The 22,404-nt window shown below is 52.2% G+C and carries 21 protein-coding genes; 8 read left to right on the top strand and 13 right to left on the bottom strand.

Translation table 11 applies throughout. From position 1 onward, the window contains the following. Position 1 precedes the first annotated feature (1 nt). From atpH to ravA, 12 genes are all read right to left on the bottom strand, one after another. Positions 2-535 carry a F0F1 ATP synthase subunit delta gene (gene atpH, locus HA51_RS05260; protein ID WP_084932788.1) on the bottom strand — a complete coding sequence of 178 codons (534 nt, stop codon included), beginning with the start codon at positions 533-535 and terminating at the stop codon, positions 2-4. A 14-nt stretch (positions 536-549) separates the two neighbouring features. After that, on the bottom strand, positions 550-1,020 hold the full coding sequence (atpF, locus tag HA51_RS05255) for a F0F1 ATP synthase subunit B (RefSeq protein ID WP_034830044.1): 471 nt from the start codon (positions 1,018-1,020) through the stop codon (positions 550-552). 107 nt (positions 1,021-1,127) lie between these two features. Beyond that, a complete protein-coding gene (gene atpE, locus HA51_RS05250) occupies positions 1,128-1,367 on the bottom strand; it encodes a F0F1 ATP synthase subunit C (protein WP_003849523.1) in 240 nt (79 codons plus the stop codon). 50 nt (positions 1,368-1,417) lie between these two features. Further along, positions 1,418-2,236, bottom strand: coding sequence for a F0F1 ATP synthase subunit A (gene atpB / locus HA51_RS05245; protein ID WP_084932785.1), 819 nt, complete (start codon positions 2,234-2,236; stop codon positions 1,418-1,420). 8 nt (positions 2,237-2,244) lie between these two features. Then, entirely contained in the window at positions 2,245-2,625 is a 381-nt protein-coding gene (gene atpI / locus HA51_RS05240) for a F0F1 ATP synthase subunit I (RefSeq protein WP_084932778.1), read from the bottom strand. Between the two features lie 713 nt (positions 2,626-3,338). Further along, positions 3,339-3,956, bottom strand: a complete 618-nt coding sequence (gene rsmG, locus HA51_RS05235) for a 16S rRNA (guanine(527)-N(7))-methyltransferase RsmG (protein ID WP_084932772.1) — start codon at positions 3,954-3,956, stop codon at positions 3,339-3,341. 47 nt (positions 3,957-4,003) lie between these two features. After that, positions 4,004-5,893 (bottom strand): tRNA uridine-5-carboxymethylaminomethyl(34) synthesis enzyme MnmG, encoded by a 1,890-nt coding sequence (gene mnmG, locus HA51_RS05230; protein ID WP_084932769.1) that lies wholly within the window; start codon positions 5,891-5,893, stop codon positions 4,004-4,006. A 440-nt stretch (positions 5,894-6,333) separates the two neighbouring features. Further along, positions 6,334-6,774 (bottom strand): FMN-binding protein MioC, encoded by a 441-nt coding sequence (gene mioC / locus HA51_RS05225; RefSeq protein ID WP_084932765.1) that lies wholly within the window; start codon positions 6,772-6,774, stop codon positions 6,334-6,336. A gap of 153 nt (positions 6,775-6,927) precedes the next feature. Then, on the bottom strand, positions 6,928-7,389 hold the full coding sequence (asnC, locus tag HA51_RS05220; protein ID WP_034830053.1) for a transcriptional regulator AsnC: 462 nt from the start codon (positions 7,387-7,389) through the stop codon (positions 6,928-6,930). A gap of 107 nt (positions 7,390-7,496) precedes the next feature. Further along, positions 7,497-9,623, bottom strand: a complete 2,127-nt coding sequence (gene ovoA, locus HA51_RS05215) for a 5-histidylcysteine sulfoxide synthase (RefSeq protein WP_084932759.1) — start codon at positions 9,621-9,623, stop codon at positions 7,497-7,499. Positions 9,624-9,689: 66 nt separating this feature from the next. Continuing rightward, positions 9,690-11,150, bottom strand: coding sequence for an ATPase RavA stimulator ViaA (gene viaA, locus HA51_RS05210; protein WP_084932756.1), 1,461 nt, complete (start codon positions 11,148-11,150; stop codon positions 9,690-9,692). Continuing rightward, a complete protein-coding gene (gene ravA / locus HA51_RS05205) occupies positions 11,147-12,643 on the bottom strand; it encodes an ATPase RavA (protein ID WP_084932753.1) in 1,497 nt (498 codons plus the stop codon). The genes viaA and ravA overlap by 4 nt, the downstream gene beginning before the upstream one ends. Positions 12,644-12,942: 299 nt before the next feature. Between ravA and kup the strand changes: the two genes are divergently transcribed. The 7 genes from kup (at position 12,943) to rbsR (ending at position 20,784) form a co-directional block, all read left to right on the top strand. Next, positions 12,943-14,811 (top strand): low affinity potassium transporter Kup, encoded by a 1,869-nt coding sequence (gene kup / locus HA51_RS05200; protein ID WP_084932751.1) that lies wholly within the window; start codon positions 12,943-12,945, stop codon positions 14,809-14,811. A 175-nt stretch (positions 14,812-14,986) separates the two neighbouring features. Beyond that, complete coding sequence (gene rbsD, locus HA51_RS05195; RefSeq protein WP_084932746.1) at positions 14,987-15,406, top strand: D-ribose pyranase; 420 nt, start codon at positions 14,987-14,989, stop codon at positions 15,404-15,406. A 7-nt stretch (positions 15,407-15,413) separates the two neighbouring features. Further along, positions 15,414-16,922 (top strand): ribose ABC transporter ATP-binding protein RbsA, encoded by a 1,509-nt coding sequence (rbsA, locus tag HA51_RS05190; protein WP_084932744.1) that lies wholly within the window; start codon positions 15,414-15,416, stop codon positions 16,920-16,922. Further along, a complete protein-coding gene (gene rbsC / locus HA51_RS05185; protein ID WP_084932742.1) occupies positions 16,919-17,890 on the top strand; it encodes a ribose ABC transporter permease in 972 nt (323 codons plus the stop codon). Before rbsA ends, rbsC begins: the two co-directional genes overlap by 4 nt. A gap of 27 nt (positions 17,891-17,917) precedes the next feature. Continuing rightward, positions 17,918-18,793: a ribose ABC transporter substrate-binding protein RbsB gene (rbsB, locus tag HA51_RS05180; RefSeq protein ID WP_084932739.1), complete on the top strand. Its 876-nt coding sequence runs from the start codon at positions 17,918-17,920 to the stop codon at positions 18,791-18,793. A gap of 64 nt (positions 18,794-18,857) precedes the next feature. After that, on the top strand, positions 18,858-19,787 hold the full coding sequence (gene rbsK / locus HA51_RS05175; RefSeq protein ID WP_084932736.1) for a ribokinase: 930 nt from the start codon (positions 18,858-18,860) through the stop codon (positions 19,785-19,787). A gap of 13 nt (positions 19,788-19,800) precedes the next feature. Beyond that, on the top strand, positions 19,801-20,784 hold the full coding sequence (gene rbsR / locus HA51_RS05170) for a ribose operon transcriptional repressor RbsR (RefSeq protein WP_084933300.1): 984 nt from the start codon (positions 19,801-19,803) through the stop codon (positions 20,782-20,784). On the opposite strand, the gene mdtD is transcribed toward rbsR, so the two are convergent. After that, on the bottom strand, positions 20,781-22,184 hold the full coding sequence (mdtD, locus tag HA51_RS05165; RefSeq protein ID WP_084932734.1) for a multidrug transporter subunit MdtD: 1,404 nt from the start codon (positions 22,182-22,184) through the stop codon (positions 20,781-20,783). The genes rbsR and mdtD overlap by 4 nt on opposite strands. On the opposite strand from mdtD, the gene HA51_RS27165 reads away from it, so the two are divergent. Continuing rightward, positions 22,123-22,308 (top strand): hypothetical protein, encoded by a 186-nt coding sequence (locus HA51_RS27165; protein WP_162288392.1) that lies wholly within the window; start codon positions 22,123-22,125, stop codon positions 22,306-22,308. The two genes, mdtD and HA51_RS27165, sit on opposite strands and share 62 nt — an antisense overlap. Positions 22,309-22,404: the final 96 nt, after the last annotated feature.

Raw genomic sequence — 22,404 nt, 5'->3', positions numbered from 1 at the left:
CTTAAGACTGCAAGACGTCTGCCAGACGGTCAAGACGGCCGCGGACGCTGCCATCAATAACCAGATCACCCGTACGGATGATCACACCTGCCATTACGGACTTGTCAATTTTGCAATTCAGCTTAACTTTGCGTGACAGACGTTTTTCCATCGCGGCGCTGATTTTATTCAGCTGACTGTCACTCAGCGTAAGGGCAGAAATCACATCAACTTCGGCTGTCGCTTCATAAGCGTCGCGTAGTTGAATGAACTGCTCCAGTACCGCTGGAAGCGCTGTCAAACGTCCGTTTTCCGCCATTACCTTAATCAGGTTTTGAGCGGGTTCATCAAGTTGATCGCCACATACCGCGTTGAAAGATGCAGATAACGCTTCCGGCGCAATAGCACCGGAAAGAAGATCTGCCATCTGTTCGTTGCGAGCCACTTCTGCGGCAAACGCCAGCATAGTCTGCCAGCGATCGATACTTTGATGCTCAACAGCAAAGTCAAAAGCTGCTTTGGCGTAGGGGCGAGCTACAGTAATCAGTTCAGACATCAGCCCCTCCCTCCTTACAGTTCAGCGACCAGTTTATCAACGATGTCGCTGTTAGCAGCTTCATCCACGGAACGTTCGATGATTTTCTCGGCGCCAGCTAATGCCAGCAACGCGACTTGCTTACGCAGCTCTTCACGGGCACGTGAACGCTCGGCTTCGATTTCTGCCTGCGCTTGTGCCACGATGCGGTTACGTTCAGTCTCAGCTTCAGTTTTCGCTTCGTCCAGAATCTGAGCGCGGCGTTTGTTCGCCTGCTCGATAATGACTTGAGCGTCTTCTTTGGCTTTTTTCAGCTGGTCGGTCGCATTGGCCTGCGCGAGATCTAAATCTTTCTTCGCGCGCTCAGCAGAAGCAAGGCCATCAGCAATTTCTTTCTGGCGCTTTTCGATGGCAGCCATAATCGGCGGCCATACGTACTTCATGCAGAACGCGACAAACAGAATGAACGCGATGGCCTGGCCGAGGATTGTTGCATTAATGTTCACAGCACAATGCCTCTTATTAAGTTAACTTGCTCTGCCGCTATCAGTGATAAACGGCAGAATCCGTTCCTCATCACACCGGGTGCCATGAGTGAACAAGGCTACCAGGTTTAGGCGACCGCAAACATCACGTACAGACCCAGACCTACAGCGATCATTGGGATTGCATCCACCAGACCCATTACAACAAAGAACTGCGTACGCAGCAGAGGAATCAGATCCGGCTGACGCGCTGCGCCTTCCAGGAATTTGCCCCCGAGGATGCCGATACCGATCGCAGCACCGATTGCCGCCAGGCCCATCATCACAGCGGCAGCCATGTACAGCAGATCCATATTCAGGTTTTCCATGACAGTCTCCAGTTTGTTTCAGTTAAAAGCTTAGTGTTGAGATAAAAAAATCAATGTTCTTCAGATGCCATCGACAGATAGACAATCGTGAGGACCATGAAAATGAAAGCCTGCAGCGAAATGATCAGGATGTGGAAAATGGCCCATGGCACATTCAACAACCACTGCGACCACCACGGCAGCAAGCCGGCAATCAGGATAAAGATCAGCTCACCCGCATACATGTTGCCGAACAGTCGCAGACCGAGTGAAACCGGTTTAGACAGCAGGCTAACACCTTCAAGAATCAGGTTGATTGGGATGAAGATCGGGTGATTAAAAGGCTGCAGCGTCAGTTCTTTGGTGAAGCCGCCAATGCCTTTCATTTTGATGCTGTAGAACAGAATCAAAATAAAGACGCCCAACGCCATAGACAGCGTGATGTTCACATCTGCAGACGGCACAACGCGCAGCGCTGGCAGGCCTAAATAGTGCTCACCGATAAACGGCAGCAGGTCAATAGGCAGCAGATCCATGAAGTTCATCAGGAAGACCCAGACAAAAATTGTCAGAGCCAGCGGGGCGATAAGTTTGCTTTTACCGTGGTACATGTCACGTACGTTGTTATCAACGAAACCGACAACCAGTTCGATAGCCGCTTGTAGTTTCCCTGGCACACCGCTGGTGGCGCTTTTTGCCACTTTACGGAACACAACCAGGAAAACCAGTCCCAGTAACACAGAGAAAAACATGGAATCGATATTTAATACCCAGAACGTCGCAGGAGCGTCGTGCGGATTCACCAACTCGAAAGTACGCAGGTCCAGCTGAAGGTTATTCAGGTGGTGACCTATGTATTCTTGCGGAGTAGAGATTTCCCCAGCAGCCATGATGCCTCTTACCCTTTGTTGTTAATTACAGCCGGCGCGACGATCTGCACCACCAGCACCGATAACCAAGTGATTGCGAGAGGCCAAAAGACCGCTCCAAACACACCTAACGCCACCATTAGGAAAATAACTGTCGTGAACACCTTCAACACTTCACCTAAGGCGAAGCTCCAGGCCACGCGACCTTTGGCAGGTGTTTGATCCTGCAGGCGCCAGGCTAAAAACATAAACAACACATTTGGCAGCCAGGCTGCCGCACCACCCGCGATGGCAGAGGCGCCCCAGGTGACATCTTTCAGCGTAAAGAGCGCTCCGATGATGACAAAAGTCACCAACTGGATAACCAGCAAGGTCCGGGCTAATTTCACACTGTAAAGTGACACTGACATGGCGTTGAACTCTCCTGCCCCGAACGGGGTATGTCGCGTGTCGTATAAGACTGCCTTTACTCATTTGAGTCAAGCAGCAAAAGCCGTGCAAATTATACGGGCGCCACCTGCGATTTCAATCGGTAAGTAGCGAAAAGGTGAACAATTATTTAAATTTCTTTCTGGAGGGCTATTTTTCAAAACATCACCTTCCGCGATGGCTTGACCAAAAGCCTGAAATTGCCGTGCTAGCTTGCTTTTAAAGCGTGCTTTAGATCACATTATAAGCAATGCATAGGCAGATGAATTTGTATTAAACATGAAATTTAAGATTTCAAAGTCCGTTAATAACATTTTAAATCATAAAGATAGAATTACTCGCCCACCATACTGTCATGATTTTCGATAAAAACACTCTATTGACATCGTAGGTCGCAATAAAAACGTAAAATTGATATTACGCACGCCGATTTATTGCAGAGTTATATTTTCTGGCGTGACTATTTGGTTAGGTAAATAAAGCCAATAAAGTGATCTAAGTGATAATGAAATGTGAATTATTCGTTAAATGTAACAGACCTTTTCAGATAATTTCCGTTGAGGTTGTTAACCCCTTCTCCCTGCCCTGCCGAATAAAAGCTTTTGACTAAAAGTGTTCAACCGCTGTTTTTTTATTCAATGCATTTTCAAAGATAAAGGGGACCGACTGACTTAAATCCACACTAATTTCATGTCTATTCGCGACGTATAATCACTAAGTGACGCTCACCATCCAATTCAGGAACGTGCAGTGCTTCCATTTTCTCTAGGGTAAAGCCTGCTGGCAAGGCCGTGATCTCATCATCAGGACGCACACCTTTCAAAGCATAGAAGCGACCTGAAGGGCCAGGCAGATGATGGCACCAGTTCAGCATATCTTCCAGCGAAGCAAATGCGCGGCTAATCACCCCATCAAAAGGCGGTTCAGCGGGGAATTCCTCAACGCGGCTTTGCACAGGTGAAATGTTAGTAAGTCCTAACTCATGCTGTACCTGACGTAAAAAGCGCACGCGTTTTCCTAAGCTATCCAGCAACGTGAAATGCGACTGTGGACGCACAATTGCCAGAGGAATACCAGGCAGACCCGGCCCAGTGCCGACATCAATAAAGCGTTCGCCTTGTAAGTGGGGTTCCACTACTACGCTGTCGAGAATATGACGCACCAGCATCTGTTGCGGATCGCGCACCGACGTCAGGTTATAAGCCTTATTCCACTTATGCAGTAATTCAACATAGCCGACCAGCTGCTGTTTTTGTTGATCGGTAAGGGAAATGTTTGCCGCTTTGAGCAGCTGGGAGAGTTTGTTAATCACAAGGAAAGTTCCGTTAACAGGGGCGAGTTGACTCGCCCCTAAGTCTATCAGGCGCTTTTACGCAGCAGACCCTGTTTTTTCAGGTAAATCAGCAGAATTGATATCGCAGCAGGTGTAATGCCAGAAATACGCGAAGCTTGACCAATGGATGTTGGCTTATGATCGTTGAGCTTCGCGATGACTTCATTGGAAAGTCCATTTACCTGACGATAGTCGAGATCCACTGGCAGCAAGGTGTTTTCATTACGCTGCTGGCGATCAATCTCTTCCTGCTGGCGCGCAATATAGCCTTCATACTTTACCTGGATTTCAACCTGCTCAGCAGATTCAGTATCAGCCAGCGCAGGGCCGTAACTCGGTAAAGTCATCAAAAGCTCGTAAGTCATTTCTGGACGACGCAAAAGATCTTCAGCGCTGGCTTCTTTCGTCAGTGGCGCACTGATCACGCTGTTCACTTCGTCAACGTTGCTGGATTTCGGATGCACCCAAAGATCACGCAGACGCTGACGCTCCAGCTCAATCGCTTCCAGCTTCTGGTTATAACGTGCCCAACGCGCGTCATCGACCAAGCCTAACTCACGGCCTGTTTCTGTCAGGCGCAGGTCAGCATTATCTTCGCGCAGCATCAAACGATATTCTGCACGTGAGGTAAACATGCGATACGGTTCTTTGGTGCCCAGAGTACAGAGGTCATCCACCAGCACCCCCAGATAAGCTTGATCGCGACGAGGCGCCCACCCTTCTTTGTCCGCTGATGCGCGGGCAGCGTTCAAGCCAGCCAGCAGACCTTGTGCTGCAGCTTCTTCGTAACCGGTCGTACCATTGATCTGGCCAGCAAAGAACAAGCCGTGAATGAATTTACTTTCCAGCGTGGGTTTCAGATCGCGCGGATCGAAGAAGTCGTACTCAATGGCATAACCAGGACGCACGATCTTCGCATTCTCCAGGCCTTTCATTGAACGGACGATCTGCATCTGCACATCAAACGGCAAGCTGGTCGAGATGCCGTTCGGGTAGATTTCGTTACTGGTTAAGCCTTCTGGCTCGAGGAAGATCTGATGTGCGTTACGATCGGCAAAACGCATCACTTTGTCTTCGATCGATGGGCAATAACGTGGGCCGATCCCTTCAATGATCCCAGCATACATTGGGCTACGATCGAGGTTGTTGCGGATCACATCATGTGTCTGCTCATTGGTGTAAGTGATCCAGCACGGCACTTGTTTTGGATGCTGAGATACGTTCCCCATGAACGAAAATACCGGCATTGGCGTATCGCCATGCTGTGGTGCCAACACGGAAAAATCGATTGAGCGCGCATCAATGCGCGGTGGCGTACCGGTTTTTAGGCGGTTGACGCGCAGCGGCAGTGCACGCAGGCGTTTAGCCAGCGGGATAGATGGCGGATCGCCAGCACGGCCACCGCTGTAATTATCCAGACCAATATGAATTTTGCCGTCGAGGAAAGTGCCAACCGTCAACACGACGGTTTTAGCTCGGAATTTCAGACCCATTTGCGTCACAGCACCGACGACGCGATCGTTTTCCACAATCAGATCGTCAACCGCCTGCTGGAAGATCATCAGGTTTGGCTGATTCTCTAACGCAGTGCGTACCGCTTGGCGATACAGCACGCGGTCTGCCTGTGCACGGGTTGCTCGTACGGCAGGCCCTTTGCTCGCGTTTAGTATCCTAAACTGAATGCCCGCTTGGTCAATTGCGGTAGCCATCAAGCCGCCTAAGGCATCCACTTCCTTTACCAGATGTCCCTTGCCGATACCACCGATCGCCGGGTTGCAGGACATTTGTCCAAGCGTATCAATGTTATGGGTGAGTAACAGCGTTTGCTGACCCATTCGAGCAGCGGCCATAGCGGCTTCTGTGCCCGCATGACCACCACCGATTACGATGACGTCAAAAGGATCTGGATAAAACATGAAGTGGGTCCTCGTTAGTGTTCGGACAGGGATCATTGCCCTGGGCGGTGGATTCTACTGAAATTCTGTCTGCTGCGAAAGCCGGGGATCCTACGGTTTAAAAAAAAGGATCTTTATTCTTTTGTATGATCTCTCTGTTAGATCTCTTATTAGGATCGCAGGTTTCTGTTGATAACCCGGAAAAACATTTCTTAAACAGAGGATTAGCGAGGATCACTTACTGTGAATGATCGGTGATCCTGATCCGTATAAGCTGGGATCAAAAGTGCTACTTATGCACAGCTGAAAAAAGCATCAAGGGTTATTCTTTGGATAACTACCGGTTATACGCATGATTAAGGCTATGTTATCCACAGAGTAAGGCGAAAAAAAAAGAGAAAAATAGCGAAATAAACTGGGGATCGCCCTGTTTTCCCGATCCCCAACCGGCTGGGATCGTTTTAAATCTGCGTTTTCCAAGACTCAACCCACACTTCTGCGGGATCTTCAGGAATCTCATGCTCGAGAACGTCGATCTCAAGACGATCGCCAATGCGTTTTGCACCGAGCTGATTGAGTTGTTCTTCTATTAACTTGATTGCGCCACAAAAGAGATCGTATTCGTGATTGCCAATCCCTACTGCGCCATAACGCACGCCGGAAAGGTCCGGTTGTGTCTCTTGCAATGCTTCATATAAAGGAAGCAAGTTGTCTGGCAGTTCACCCGCACCGTGCGTGGACGTCACAATCAGCCAGATCCCCTCTTGAGGCAGCTCTTCCAGCTCTGGCCCGTGCAGTACCTCGGTTGAAAAGCCCGCTTCCTGCAGTTTTGCTTCCAGATGTTCGGCGACGTATTCGGCGCTGCCAAGGGTACTGCCACTGATTAAGGTAATATCGGCCATGATGCTCTCCCGCACTAAAGGCGAGCATTGTACGCTGTGATCAAGCCGTGATCCACCTGTGGAAAACAGGGTTAATAACAGAAAGCATCAGGCGACAAGGCGCATCACTCGTGTGATCCGCCTGGGATAAGATTGTGCACAGGAAGGAGGGAATTACGGCTTGATCGTACGCATGATTGGATTTTGTAATGAGATCAGGGTTTCGGTGGACTGGATTTCATCAATGGTCTGGATCTTATTGATCAGCACCTGTTGTAGCGCATCGATGGATCGGCACATCACTTTAATAAAGATGCTGTAGTGACCGGTGGTGTACCAGGCTTCTACCACTTCATCCAGCGCTTCCAGTTTGCTGAGGGCAGCGGGATAGTCGCGCGCACTTTTCAGGATAATGCCGATAAAGCAGCACACATCAAAGCCAAGCTGGCGGGGATCGATTTCAACGCGCGTCCCTAAAATAATGCCCGCCTGTCTCATCTTTTCGACACGCACATGAATGGTACCCGGGCTGACGTTGAACTGTTTAGCGAGCTCGGCATAAGCGGTTCGCGCATTCTCAAGTAGAGCATTGAGAATACCGCGATCAAGGTTATCCAGTTGCAGTTGTTCCGCCATCATCCATCCTCTTAAGGTTCTTCTTCTATGAACAGTGGAGAATGTGCAGCAAATTAGCATTGCAGGCAAGGTGCAGACTGCGCGGGTGCCGCAGTCTGCACGCTTTTTTAACGCTTACGCCAGAGTGTGAGCTGTGCTTGAGTATGCTGAAACTTGCGTGCCGTCTCGCGGATCACAAAGGGCACATCCTGCGGTGCGGCAACTTCTTCGAAATCCTCACGCAGTAATCGCTGCAACGCCTGATAAGTGGTCAGTGCTTCACCGTTCTCGCGCACGCCGCCCAGCCAGTTCTCTTTTGGCGTGAACTCTTCCAGCCAGGTATAAGGCGAAGAGAGCACCAGCAATCCGCCAGCTTTGATCATCGGCGTGATGTCCTGCAGGAAACGCTGCGGCTGACGCAGACGGTCTATCAGGTTGGAAGCCAGTACCAGATCGTAGCGATCTGGCTGCGGTTTAAGATTACAGGCATCGCCTTGCAAAAATTGAATGCGTTTTGCCTGCTCGTCGCTGAGATCAAAATCTTTCAACCGCACCTGGCGATACTCCACCAGCTCACCCTCTTCCGGTATCACATAACGGAAGTCTTCTCCGGAAGTTAGTTGCAGTGCCACATCAATGAAACGCGCGGAGTAATCCATACCGGTCACGGTATCGAAATAGCGGGCTAGCTCAAAGCTGGCGCGACCGGTGGCACAACCGATATCCAGAGCTGTGCTGCGCGCATGACAGTGCGGCAGCACTTTTTCCACCAGCGCAGCGGCGTAATTCGGCACGTCGTAATAGCTTGGCCCATATTGAAAATCGAGATATTGCGACACCATGCTATCGGTTTCGTACGGATTCAGTGCCATGGTCTCTTCATGCGAGGAAACCACATAGCGGAAACCGGCATGCTGGAAGAAATGACGGCGGAAAGCATAGCGAGCCGATTTCAACGCCTCGTTACCGGTGGAAATCCAGCTGCCGCCTTTGATCAGCGCGTGTTTACCATCAAAGGTCGGCGTCGAGAAGTCGTCGTATAACGGGTGCACTTTGAAACCTTCGAACCCGTTGGTTGGCGTGGTGGTCCACTGCCAGACATTGCCGACGATGTCGAAAAACTCGCCCTGCGCAAAGCGATCCACCGGGCTTGATGAAGCCCAATAGGCCAAATTGATATTGCCGGGCGCGTCGATCCAGTCGGGTTGATCGCCGCTTACCTGCTCGCGTAACTGCATCCATTCGGCTTCACAAGGTAGCTGAATGGATTTCCCGGTCTCTTCTGCCAACCAGCGACAGAAGGCCGCCGCTTCGAGCTGATTGACTTCAGCTGGCCAATCCCATGGCATGGCCACTTCTTCGGTCATCAAGCGCAGTTTTAGCTGATCGGGTTGCGATAATTCACCCACCCAAAATGTCGGCATTTGTGCGCCAGAAAATTCGCGCCAGCCCCAGCCTTCGTTATCCCACCAGCGTTGGTCCTGATAACCGTTGGCAGCGATAAAACGGTAAAACTCGGCGTTGCTGACCAACATTTTGCTGGCCTTGAAAGGCTTAAGCTCGCTTACCTGATGACCGTATTCATTGTCCCAGCCGTAGGTATCGTCCGTTTTACCCTGCTGTACGCGGCCTCCTGGCATGTTGATCAGGCTGTTAACCGGTACGGATGCTCGGTCATGTCGCGCCTGCGTACACATTGGCCAATGCGGCTGCGGTTTGACCCAAGCAATAGGCAGTTGGCGCATCAATACACTGGAGGTCTCCAGATGAATACGCTCATGTTCGATACCCATTAAGATCACCCACGCAGGACTTTCCCATGTAATGGGGAGTTCCAAGGGCATGGTGCGAATGATTTCACTCACCAGGCTTTTCACTTTGCCGCGATAATCACGCACTTCTTCAATGGTCGGCCATGCATAGTGGCTGTCATTAAGATCATCCCAGCTCATTTCATCCACACCTATCGCCATCATTGCTTCGATGCGGTCGTCTACGCGGTGCTCCAGATAGCGGCCGGCCATCAACTTATTGATGTAGAACGTGGCGGTGTGGCCAAAATAGAAGATTAACGGATGGCGTAATGAGATGGCTTTGTCGAAATAAGCGCGTTCATCGGCCAGGCAGTCAAACAGGCTTTCGTATAGTTCCCATGTTTGGGTGAAATAGGCCAGCAGCTCGCTCCGTTTTTGTTCGGCGTTTTGGCCGGAGAGCTGCAAAGTGCGGGTCGGTGCAGGAAGTTGGGCGGTAGTCACAAGATGCTCCAAATGCTCAGTGTGCGAACTAATCACTATAGCAAATAAGCATTTCTGTCAGATGAATTAGCGCTTCCAGCGGCGCAGCAAGCGGCTTTTCAGACCCGTATCGAAACGCCAGATGTGATCGAAGATGCGTAAAATGCCTGGCTTACCGTGCAGCGACATCGCCACGGCGTGGAAGCGCTGTTGATGCTGGCGCTGACGTTGCTTGATGGTGCTAACGAGATCATCAGGCAGGCGTTGAGCGATAAAATCTGACACGATCACCGCATCCGCTTCCTGCCACAGACTGCCTTCCATACGCTGCACCACTGCGGCAAGACAGGCCGCGAGGTCGGTGCCACCGCGAAAACGCTGACTAAGGAAGCGGATGGCCTGCTCAATGCCACTCTCTGCTGTGAGTTCATAACCGATGACTTCGTGGGCGAAGAGCATAATATAGCAGCGACGTTTATCGGCTAAGGCCACCTTCAACAGCGCAAGGCAGAAGGCTTTGGCGCAGCGTTCGTTGAATCCTCCCATTGAACCAGAAGTATCGACGCAGACGATAAAGGGACCACGCGGCTGCTCTTCGTGCTGCTGGTGGCTGACGGGGCGCAGTGTGACTTTTTCATGCCATGCATCACCTTGCAATTGGTATGTCAGCAGGCGTTTTTCCACCAAGCGGCGATAAAATTCCAGTTCCAGTTCACTGATGCTCAGCGCTGCCAACTCTGGCGGCAACAGACGCAGTACGTCATCGCTCTGATGGATGCCGCTGACCTCTTCCGGCACATGATCCGGCTCGCGTACCAATTGGCGAAAGGCCTCTAAAGGCGCATCCTGCGACGGCACCGATTTGGCTTCACGGCTGCGGCCCAGTTGCTGCGCCAGTTTCATTAATTCCGGCTGCTGTGCGAGGAAATCGCCATATTGCACGATCAGCTCGTAATCACCGCGCTGTAACGGGGCTTTGCTCATGTCCCATAAGCGACCGGCAGCGGCTTCATCATCGTCGGTCAGAATCGGTGCCAGCTGTCCGCTGATCGCCATCCGTTGTTGCAGCTCGGCCATCAGACGTTCGCGCTGCTCTTCCAGAATGGTTTCGTTCAGCGTCAGGGTTTGCAGCGTCAGGCTGAGTCTCCAGCGTTGTAAAAACAGGGTGTGTTGCGCACTGCTGAGTTGCTCAGTTTCATTACGCAGCAGCAGTTTGCTGGCTTCTTCAATGAACGGCGATGGCAAGCTTTTCAGCTGCGACATGATGAGGGGAAGCTGGCGGCTGAAGTCCTGTGTGCTGATTAACTGCATCTGCTGAAACAGTTGAAACTCCTGCGCCAGCGCTTCTGGCACCGGCGTGGCTTTCATCTGTTCAGCGATTTCGGAACGCCAGCGAGGTAAATCGCGCATTAAGGCTTGTTTCATGCGCGGAAATTTTTCAAAGAACAGCGCCAGCTGTGGCGACGCGAGCAGGGCCAAAATCAACTCTTCGATTAACTCCGTTTCGCCAATCGATAACAGCGTGCTTAGCGTCTCCAGCGAGATCATTTACGCGCCTGTTTCAGCTGTTCTGCCACGTCCTGCAAGCTGGTTTCAATGCGTGCCAGCCAGTCATCGCTAATAAAAAGACAGCGCTGGTGTTGGCTGAAGAGCGTGCGCTGGGCGCGCAATTGCGTATCCAGTTCGTCGTATTCATCCATGATTTCCTGCGGCATTTCGCTGCTGCTGCTGGCACCCGGTAAGGTTAATCGTGTGGACTGAAGGCTCACGTCACGCAATGTCAGGCAGTGATGTGCGTCGACCAGCAGATCAAGTGTCTGACCGAAGCCGATGCCGTTCAGCTTACCGCGGATTTCACCGCCTTTGAGCAGCCACTGATTGAGCGCCTCGTGGCCAATCAGCACATGCGTCACTTGCATATCGTGCAGCGTTAGCGGCTGTTGCAGCATAAGCGTCAGTTGTTCGTCGGTGATGGCAGCAGGCAGTTCGTAGTGCGGTTTGCGGCTGAACATACCGCTGTGTTTTTCCAAAGTGAGTGCTTGCGCCACGCTTTGCTGCTGTTGCAGTGCCAGACGACGGCCTTTGATCTGCTGCAGCTTATGCAGCAAAGGCTGCTGCTGCCAGGCGTGTTGCGTCATCAGCACATCGATTTCACGATCGAGTAGCTTCATCGAGGTGACATCGTGCCACAGGCAATCTTTCAATAAGATGATATCAATGGGCGCAATGGTTACGCGGCCACTGTAAAACGCACTGGCTTGCAGCAGGTGAATGGCTTTTTTCCAGCGCCGATCGGAAATGTAAGGCGCGTCAGGCAGCGTTTCCAGCTGCTGGCGCAGCTGATAAATCAGCTCAAACACATGATCGGGCAAACTCACCTGACTGATGCCTTTCTGCCACTGGTGATACTCTTCATCACTGATGCGCAGCGCTTCCGTCACCGGATTATCGTTTTCATCTTGCTGGTGGGTGAGCATGCTGCGGAAGTTCTGCTTCTCATGCACGTTGTCCAGCCACAGCCGGATCAACATGCGGTCATACAGCGCTTCCAGCCCGCTGTCCGCTTCCGGCAATTCGTTGGAAGCCGTCACCAGCAAGCGCATTGGGATCTTTTCTTCACTGTCTCCATTACGGAAGCGGCGTTCGTTGATGGCGGTCAGTAAGGTGTTCAGAATAGCCGGGCCGGCTTTCCAGATTTCATCAAGGAAGACGATTTCGGCATCCGGCAGGTAGCCTTTGGTTAATCGCTGATAGCGCCCTTCGTCTTTCAGCGCCTGAATCGACAGCGGGCCAAATACTTCTTCGGGGGTGGAAAAACGGGTCATCAGGTATTCAAAGGCGCGGGCGTTTTGGAAGGCGTATTTCAGGCGGCGGGCAATCAGACTTTTGGCAATGCCCGGCGGCCCCAGCAAAAATACGCTCTCGCCACTTAATGCAGCCAGTAAGCACAGGCGTATCGCATGATGCCGTTCATACAGCCCTTTCTCCAGGGCGTTGCTCAGGCGAGAAATTCTTTCTGCCAAAAGATGGGGTTGAGCCATAATCACATCATTGTCCTTCTGATCCTGGAGCCGTCATATTCTGGCGAGCGCAATACTCTACTGGTTATCATGCTTGATTGCGTTGATAGCCGTCAGCTTTTTTGTTTCAGAAGGTTGAGGCGAGAGAACTCGCTGCTTCAGGCGGTTTTCGGCGTCGAATTTCGGCGAAAAACCGCGTCGCTGACGTCATGATGACATGTTGTAAGAGTAGGTTTTTTTGGGAATATGTGCATACTGTGCGCTTTTTGATGGCTTGAGCGGTAGGCAAATGCCTTATCGGCTCCAACAAAAGACAACTTATGAGCTCGGATAAGAAGCAGTCCCTTGGCGCAGTTACACTCGCCGCGATTGGCGTGGTGTATGGCGATATCGGTACCAGCCCGCTCTATACATTACGTGAATGTCTCTCTGGCCAGTTCGGCTTTGGGGTAGAACGTGAAGCCGTTTTTGGCTTTTTATCGCTGATCTTCTGGCTGTTGATTCTCGTCGTGTCGCTGAAATACATCAGCTACGTGATGCGTGCCGATAACGCCGGCGAAGGCGGTATCCTGACCCTAATGTCACTGGCGGGCCGCAATACTGGCGCCAGAGCCACGGCAATTCTTGTCATTATGGGTTTGATTGGCGGCAGTTTCTTCTATGGTGAAGTGGTGATCACCCCAGCCGTTTCGGTGCTATCGGCGATTGAGGGTCTGGAAATCGCCGCCCCAAGCTTGGATACCTATATCGTCCCTCTGGCGATTGCGGTGTTGACGCTGCTGTTTGTGATTCAGAAACACGGTACCGGCATGGTAGGAAAGCTGTTCGCCCCGGTAATGTTGTTGTGGTTTATCATCCTGGCGGTATTGGGTGCGCGCAGTATTTTGGATAATCCTGATGTCCTGCATGCAATGAATCCGTACTGGGCGATGCACTTCTTCATCCAATACAAAACAGTGTCGTTTTTTGCACTGGGCGCCGTGGTGCTCGCCATCACGGGCGTGGAAGCGCTGTATGCGGACATGGGACACTTCGGCAAATTTCCGATTCGTCTCGCTTGGTTTATCGTCGTCTTACCTTCGCTGGTGCTTAACTACTTTGGTCAAGGCGCGCTGCTGCTTAAACATCCTGAAGCGATCAAAAACCCCTTCTTCCTGCTCGCGCCGGACTGGATGTTGATTCCGATGCTGATCCTGGCAACCTTAGCTACCGTCATTGCCTCGCAGGCGGTCATTTCTGGCGTGTTCTCGTTAACGCGTCAGGCGGTACGTTTGGGCTATTTGCCGCCAATGCGCATTGTGCATACCTCCGAGGAGGAGTCGGGCCAGATTTACATTCCGGTGATCAACTGGCTGCTCTACTTCTCCGTGGTGATCGTGATTGTCGGCTTTGAACACTCCAGCAACCTAGCAGCCGCTTACGGTATCGCGGTGACGGGCACCATGGTACTGACCGCGATTCTCTGTTCCACGGTGGCGATTCAAAACTGGCACTGGAATCGTTATCTGGTGATTGTGATCTTAATCGGCATGCTGTGTATCGACGTGTCGCTGTTCTCGGCTAACCTGGTCAAAGTGTTCTCTGGCGGTTGGTTGCCGCTGACGTTGGCGCTGATGATGTTTATCGTGATGACCACATGGAAAAGCGAGCGCTTCCGCCTGCTGCGCCGTATGCATGAGCACGGTAATTCACTTGAAGCGATGATCGCCTCACTGGAGAAATCGCCTCCTGTGCGTGTGCCGGGCACTGCGGTATACATGTCACGCGCCTTGAACGTGATTCCGTTTGCCATGCTGCATAACCTCAAACACAACAAGGTGCTGCATGAGCGCGTGGTCCTTCTAACGCTGCGTACGGAAGATGCGCCTTACGTGCACAACGTGCGTCGCGTCACCATCGAACAGTTGTCGCCCACTTTCTGGCGTGTGGTGGCGAGTTACGGCTGGCGTGAAACCCCAAATGTGGAAGAGATTTTCCACCGCTGTGGGTTGGAAGGTCTTAACTGCCGCATGATGGAAACCTCATTCTTTATGTCGCATGAATCGCTGATTATTGGCGATCGCCCATGGTATCTGCGCCTGCGCGGCAAGCTATTCCTCGCGCTGCAACGCAATGCGCTGCGCGCGCCGGATCAGTTTGAAATTCCGCCTAATCGCGTGATCGAGTTGGGCACCCAAGTCGAGATTTAACCTCTCTCCTTTTAAGGGCCGCAGATGCGGCCCTTTTTACGGCCAAACTCAAATTCCCCCCGGTACAAGCGAAACGTTTCGATGGCGATCACACTTCCGTGATGATGCCATTGAGTTGCCGCGTACATTTAATACACTCCCGGTCAGCGAAACGTTTCGCTGTGGAGTGGAAGAAATGAAAAAAGGTCGCTTGTTACACGCTGAACTCTCTCATGTGATTGCCCGCCTGGGACACACCGACTCGCTGACGATTGCTGATGCAGGCTTGCCGATTCCGGCCGGCCCACAGCGTATCGATTTAGCACTGACGCCGGGAACGCCCGAATTTTTACAGGTGGTTGATGTTGTCACCCAGGAGATGCAAGTCGAAAGCGCCCTGATGGCGGAGGAGATCAAGCAACACAACCCGCAGCTTCACAGCGCACTGCTCGCCGTGCTCGATGCCTTGCAACGGCACCAGGGGAATGTCATCACCATTAGTTACACCAGTCATGAACAGTTCAAACAAGAAACACAGCGTAGTCAGGCGGTCATTCGCAGCGGAGAGTGTTCTCCGTATGCGAATGTCATCCTTAGCGCTGGCGTGACCTTCTGAGGCCGTTATGCAACCGTTATTGCAACTCAAAGGGATTGAAAAGTCGTTTCCCGGCGTCAAGGCGCTGAACGGCGCTTCGCTTGCTGTCTATCCGGGCCGCGTGATGGCGCTGGTCGGTGAAAATGGCGCGGGCAAGTCCACCATGATGAAAGTGCTGACTGGCATTTACAGCATGGATGCCGGTTCGCTGCAGTGGCTCGGCAAGGATGTGGCTTTTTCTGGACCGAAAGCGTCGCAGGAAGCGGGCATTGGTATTATCCATCAGGAACTCAACCTGATTCCGCAACTGACCGTCGCGGAGAATATTTTTCTGGGTCGTGAATTCGTTAACCGCTTTGGCCGCATCGAATGGAACAGGATGTACGCCGAGGCGGATGCTTTATTGCATCGCCTGAACTTGCGCTTCAACAGCCACAAGCTGGTGGGCGATTTATCTATTGGCGATCAGCAAATGGTCGAGATTGCGAAAGTGCTCAGCTTCGAGTCGCAAGTCATCATTATGGATGAACCGACCGATGCGCTGACCGATACCGAAACCCTGTCGCTGTTCCGCGTGATTAATGAACTGAAAGCGCAGGGCTGCGGCATCGTTTATATCTCTCACCGCATGAAAGAGATCTTCGAGATTTGCGATGACGTCACCGTATTCCGTGACGGCCAGTTTATTGCCGAGCGTGCGGTCAGCGATCTCAGTGAAGAGAGCCTGATCGAGATGATGGTTGGTCGTAAGTTGGAGGATCAATATCCGCATATCGATCAAGCGCCGGGTGACATTCGTTTAACCGTTGAGCATCTCAGCGGACCGGGCGTGGATAACGTCAGCTTTAACCTGCGCAAAGGGGAAATCCTCGGCATTTCCGGTTTGATGGGCGCGGGACGCACGGAACTGATGAAAGTGCTGTACGGCGCATTGCCGCGCAGTAAGGGCACCGTGACGCTTAACGGCCGCGAAATTATGACTCGCTCGCCTCAGGATGGTCTGGCCAACGGCATCGTCTATATCTCAGAAGACCGCAAGCGCGATGGCCTGGTGCTCGGCATGTCGGTGAAAGAGAACATGTCATTAACCGCGCTGCGCTATTTCAGCCATGCCACCGGTAACCTCAAACACAGTGAAGAACAGCTGGCGGTAGGTGACTTCATCCGTTTGTTTAACGTCAAAACCCCGTCAATGGAGCAGCCAATCGGTCTGCTTTCGGGCGGCAATCAGCAGAAAGTGGCGATTGCGCGCGGATTAATGACGCGCCCGAACGTATTGATTCTGGATGAGCCGACGCGCGGCGTCGACGTGGGTGCGAAAAAAGAGATTTATCAGTTAATTAACCAGTTTAAAGCCGAAGGGCTGAGCATCATTTTGGTGTCGTCGGAAATGCCGGAAGTGCTGGGCATGAGCGATCGCATTCTGGTGATGCATGAAGGCCATCTGAGTGGCGAATTTTCCCGTGAGCAGGCTACCCAGGAATCCCTGATGGCGGCAGCAGTCGGTAAGCAACACAGCGAGGAGTTAGTTGTATGAGCACCCAAACCTTACCCGCCAGCCGTCGCTGGTTCAGCAAAGCCTGGCTGCTGGAGCAGAAGTCGCTGATTGCGCTGATTGTGCTGATCGCCGTGGTAGCAAGCCAAAGCCCGAACTTCTTCACCGTTGCCAACATGTTCAACATTCTGCAGCAGACCTCGGTCAACGCCATTATGGCCGTGGGGATGACGCTGGTGATTCTCACCTCGGGTATTGATCTGTCCGTAGGATCGCTGCTGGCGCTAACGGGTGCTGTCGCGGCATCGATTGTGGGCCTGGAAGTGAATGCGCTGGTGGCGGTCGTCGCTTCACTGGCACTCGGTGCGGCAATCGGCGGGATTACTGGGGTTATTGTGGCACGCGGCAAGGTGCAGGCCTTTATCGCCACCTTGGTCATGATGCTACTGCTGCGTGGTGTCACCATGGTGTACACCAACGGTAGCCCGATCAATACCGGTTTCAGTGATAACGCTGATCTGTTCGGCTGGTTTGGTATTGGCCGTCCGCTGGGTATTCCAACGCCGGTATGGCTGATGGCAGTCGTGTTTGCGCTGGCTTGGTACATGCTGCACCACACGCGTTTGGGTCGTTATATCTATGCGCTGGGCGGTAATGAAGCGGCGACTCGACTGTCAGGTATCAATGTTAACCGCGTCAAAATCATCGTCTATTCATTGTGTGGTCTGCTGGCAGCGCTGGCGGGCACCATTGAAGTGGCGCGTCTCTCTTCTGCGCAACCTACGGCGGGCACCGGTTATGAACTGGATGCTATCGCGGCGGTGGTGCTGGGCGGAACCAGCCTGGGAGGCGGTAAAGGTCGCATCATGGGCACGCTGATTGGTGCACTGATTCTTGGTTTCCTGAACAACGGGCTGAATCTGATGGGCGTGTCTTCTTACTACCAAATGATTGTTAAAGCCGTTGTCATTCTGCTGGCCGTGCTGGTGGATAACAAAAGCAGTAAATAACTCTGACCTTCACACAGGATTATATAAATGAAAAAGTTAACTGCATTGGCCGTCATCCTTGGCGCCACCCTCAGTGCTGGCGCGATGGCAAAGGACACCATTGCGCTGGTTGTATCGACGCTGAATAATCCGTTCTTTGTGTCACTGAAAGATGGCGCACAGAAAGAAGCCGACAAACTGGGTTATAACCTGGTGGTGTTAGATTCTCAGAACAACCCGGCGAAAGAGCTGGCGAACGTACAGGATCTGACTGTGCGCGGCACCAAACTGATGCTGATCAACCCAACGGATTCTGATGCTGTGGGTAACGCTGTGAAAATGGCCAACCAGGCCAACATTCCGGTGATCACCTTGGACCGCATGGCGGCACAGGGCACCGTAGTCAGCCACGTGGCTTCTGACAACCGTTTCGGCGGCAAAATGGCCGGTGACTTCATCGCGAAGAAACTGGGTGATGGCGCAAAAATTATTGAACTGCAAGGCATTGCCGGTACATCGGCAGCGCGTGAGCGTGGCGAAGGTTTCAAACAGGCAGCCGATGCACACAAATTTAATATTCTGGCGAGCCAGCCAGCAGATTTTGATCGTACTAAAGGTCTGAACGTGATGCAGAACCTGCTGCAGGCGCATCCAGATGTGCAGGCCGTATTCGCGCAGAATGACGAAATGGCGCTGGGTGCACTGCGTGCACTGCAAACTGCGGGCAAAACCGATGTGCTGGTGGTGGGTTTTGACGGCACTGCTGACGGTGTGAAAGCGGTAGAAGCCGGTAAGCTGACGGCTACCGTCGCGCAGATGCCCGATAAGATTGGCGTGATTGGTGTTGATATTGCAGATAAAGTGCTGAAAGGCGAGAAAGTACAGGCAGTAAACCCGGTTGACCTGAAGCTGGTAACCAAATAAAAAATAAAGAAAAGCATGGCAACGCGCCACCTTACCGGTGGCGCAACTTCTTGGATCAAACCCTATGAACACAAGTGCAAAACTGGCGGTACTCGGCAGCATCAATGCCGATCACATCCTTAACCTCACCCACTTTCCACGTCCGGGTGAAACGGTGATCGGAAAACAGTATCAGATTGCTTTTGGTGGCAAAGGGGCTAATCAGGCTGTGGCTGCGGGGCGTGCCGGTGCCGACATCGCTTTTATCGCCTGTGTCGGTGCAGATGACATTGGCGAGCGTATCCGCCAGCAATTACAGCAGGACCGTATTGATACCGCGCCAGTGGAAACCGTGGCGGATGAAGCCACCGGTGTGGCAATGATCTTCGTTAACGGCGAAGGTGAGAATAATATCGGCATTTACTCTGGTGCTAACGCGGCGCTGACGCCAGCTTGCGTGGAGCGCCATCAGCAGGTGATTGCCCAGGCGGACGCACTGCTGATGCAACTGGAGTCGCCGCTGGAAAGCGTGTTGGCTGCAGCAGAGATTGCTCGTGCCAATGCTACCCAGGTGATCCTGAACCCTGCTCCTGCGACCCAGCTCTCTGACGAGTTGCTGGCTTTAATTGATATCATCACGCCGAATGAAACCGAAGCCGAAATTTTAACAGGCATCGCGGTGAAAAGTGATGAAGACGCAGCGCGTGCAGCACAGGCGTTACATGAAAAAGGCATTCACACTGTACTGATCACCTTAGGGCGTCGCGGTGTGTGGCTAAGTGAACAAGGCAAAGGTGTACGCATTCCAGGCTTCAGCGTTCAGGCTATCGATACTATTGCGGCAGGTGATACGTTCAATGGCGCTTTTATTACTGCGCGTTTAGAAGGTGTGGCAATGCATGATGCGGTACGTTTTGCTCATGCCGCCGCTGCAATTGCAGTGACGCGCCCAGGTGCACAGCCCTCAGTACCGTGGCGTGCTGAGATCGACACCTTCCTGCAGCAACAGGGTTAAGCCTTTGGCGACCATGAAAGATGTCGCCCGCTTGGCGGGCGTCTCAACATCGACCGTTTCCCACGTCATCAATAACAATCGCTTTGTTAGCGAGCAGGTACGGGAAAAGGTTGAGCAAGCGATTCGTGAACTGAACTACGCGCCTTCCGCATTGGCGCGCAGTTTGAAGATCAATCAGACGCGCACCATCGGTATGCTGCTAACAGCCAGCAGTAACCCGTTCTATTCTGAAGTGGTGCGCGGCGTGGAGAATAGCTGCTATGAACGCGGCTATAGCTTGATTTTGTGTAACACCGAAGGTGATGAAGAGCGTATGAATCGCAGCCTCGAAACGCTGATGCAAAAACGCGTCGATGGATTGCTCATGATGTGCACTGAAACGCATCTTCCCTCTGCTGAGATCCTCAATCGTTATCCCTCTGTACCGATGGTGATGATGGACTGGGCGCCGTTTGAAGGGCGTGGCGACATTATTCAGGATAACGCGCTGTTAGGCGGTGAGCTGGCGACGCAGCATCTGATCGATCGCGGATACACACGTATCGCCTGTATTGCTGGCCCGCAGGATAAAACCCCGGCGCGTTTGCGTCTGGAGGGTTTCCACAAAGCTATGGCCAGCAGTGGATTGCCGGTGTTGCCGGGTTATGTGGTCGACGGTGATTTCGAATTTCAGGGTGGCTTTAATGCGATGAACCAACTGCTGACGTTAGAGTTATTGCCTGAAGCGGTTTTCACCAGTAATGATGCGATGGCAGTAGGCGTTTATCACGCGTTATTCCAGGCGGGATTAAGCGTGCCGCAAGATATTGCGGTGATGGGCTATGACAATATAGAACTGTCGCGTTATCTCACGCCGCCGCTCAGCACTATCCATCAGCCCAAAGATGAGCTGGGCGAGCTGGCGATTGATACGCTGATTCATCGTATGAGCGATCCTGACGCCAGCCAGCAAACGCTGGTTCTGACGCCGGAGCTGGTGGAGCGCGGTTCGGTTTAAGCGGTTTTTTTCTTTTTCTCGCGGTTAGCGATCAGATTACGGCCATCGCCTGGACGTAACATCAAGAAAGCAAACGCCGACAGCACGGTAATAACGCCCATCGTCACAAAGGTGGCGTGGAATTGCTGCACAGTGGTGCTTTCAATATCCTGCCAGAAGCGCAACACCGCAGCGCTGACGGCCACACCAAAGCTGATCGATACTTGTTGTGTCACCGACAGCACGCTGTTTCCTCCGCTGGCGTTCTCATCATTCAAATCGGCCAGAGTGATGGTGTTCATCGCGGTGAACTGCGTCGACATCGCCATTCCTAATACAAACAGCGCCGCCAACAACATCAATATACTTTCACCCGGTGTTTGCAGCGAGAAGCTGGCGACCAGAAAACCAATAATGATAGTGATGCCGACTAACGTTTTGCGATAACCGAAACGCCGTAAAATTTGCGTCACGGTGGATTTAGCCAGCAGTGAGCCAATCGCTGTGGGTCCCATCATGCAGCCTGCAATTAATGCGGGGTAACCAAAACCGACTTGTAACATCAATGGCATTAAAAACGGAATGCAGCCGGTGCCTAAGCGTGCTGCAATATTACCGATGATGCCAACCGAGAAGGTGCGGGTTTTAAACATCGGTAAGCTAATCAGCGGTGCGGGATGGCGGCGTGCATGCACTATATAAAGAAGCAACAGCGCGACACCGGCTAACAGCACCAGAACCGCTTGCCACGGTGACACAATACGCTCGCCAAAAAGTTCGATACCGACGGATATCAGCACCAGACCTAAACCAAACAGAATGAAGCCGCCAAAATCAAAGCGACGCTTAGGCGTGGTGAAATCCGGCATAAATTTACGTGCATAGAAGATGCCCGCGATGCCGATTGGAATGTTGATCAGGAATATCCAGTGCCAGCTGGCGTAGGTGACCAACAAGCCACCAAGCATCGGTCCCAGAATCGGTCCGACTAATCCCGGCATGGTTACAAAGTTAAGTACCGGCAGCAATTCACTTCGTGGATAAGCACGTAACAGTGCCAGACGTGCGACCGGCATCATCATCGCGCCGCCAACGCCCTGAATAATGCGCGAGACAACCAGCATGCTCAGCGAGCCAGACAGCGCACACGTCAATGAACCCAGCGTAAACAGTGAAACGGCAACGATAAAAACTTTGCGCGTGCCAAAGCGATCGGCCAGCCAGCCACTCACAGGAATCAGCATCGCTACGGTAAGCGTATAGCTGATAATGGCAGATTGCATGGCGAGGGGGGAACGTTCAAGACTGGTGGCGATAGCAGGGAGCGCAGTATTGAGGATGGTGGCATCGAGGGCTTGCATGAAAAACGCCATTGCGGCGATCCAGGGCAAGCCGGCCATACTGCGCGCGGAGCGAATCATTGAAAATCCTTCTTTAATAATTGTTCAGTCTGCAACAAAGAAAACGGCGTTGGGCTATCAGAATAGCATTGGTGCTTATATGCGTGACGCTGATTTGTGCCGCCAAATGGGCGGTTTTGACTGATTATTGATCGAGAAATGTCTGTTTTTAGCCTGTTCGGTTAAAAAAGTAGCGCTCAGTCAATTTTTTGTAATAAACCCTTGTCAGCCCCGAATAACT

Origin of the sequence: Pantoea rwandensis (assembly GCF_002095475.1) — a bacterium.
Taxonomy (GTDB): domain Bacteria; phylum Pseudomonadota; class Gammaproteobacteria; order Enterobacterales; family Enterobacteriaceae; genus Pantoea; species Pantoea rwandensis.
This window is presented reverse-complemented; position numbering and strand designations above follow the sequence as displayed.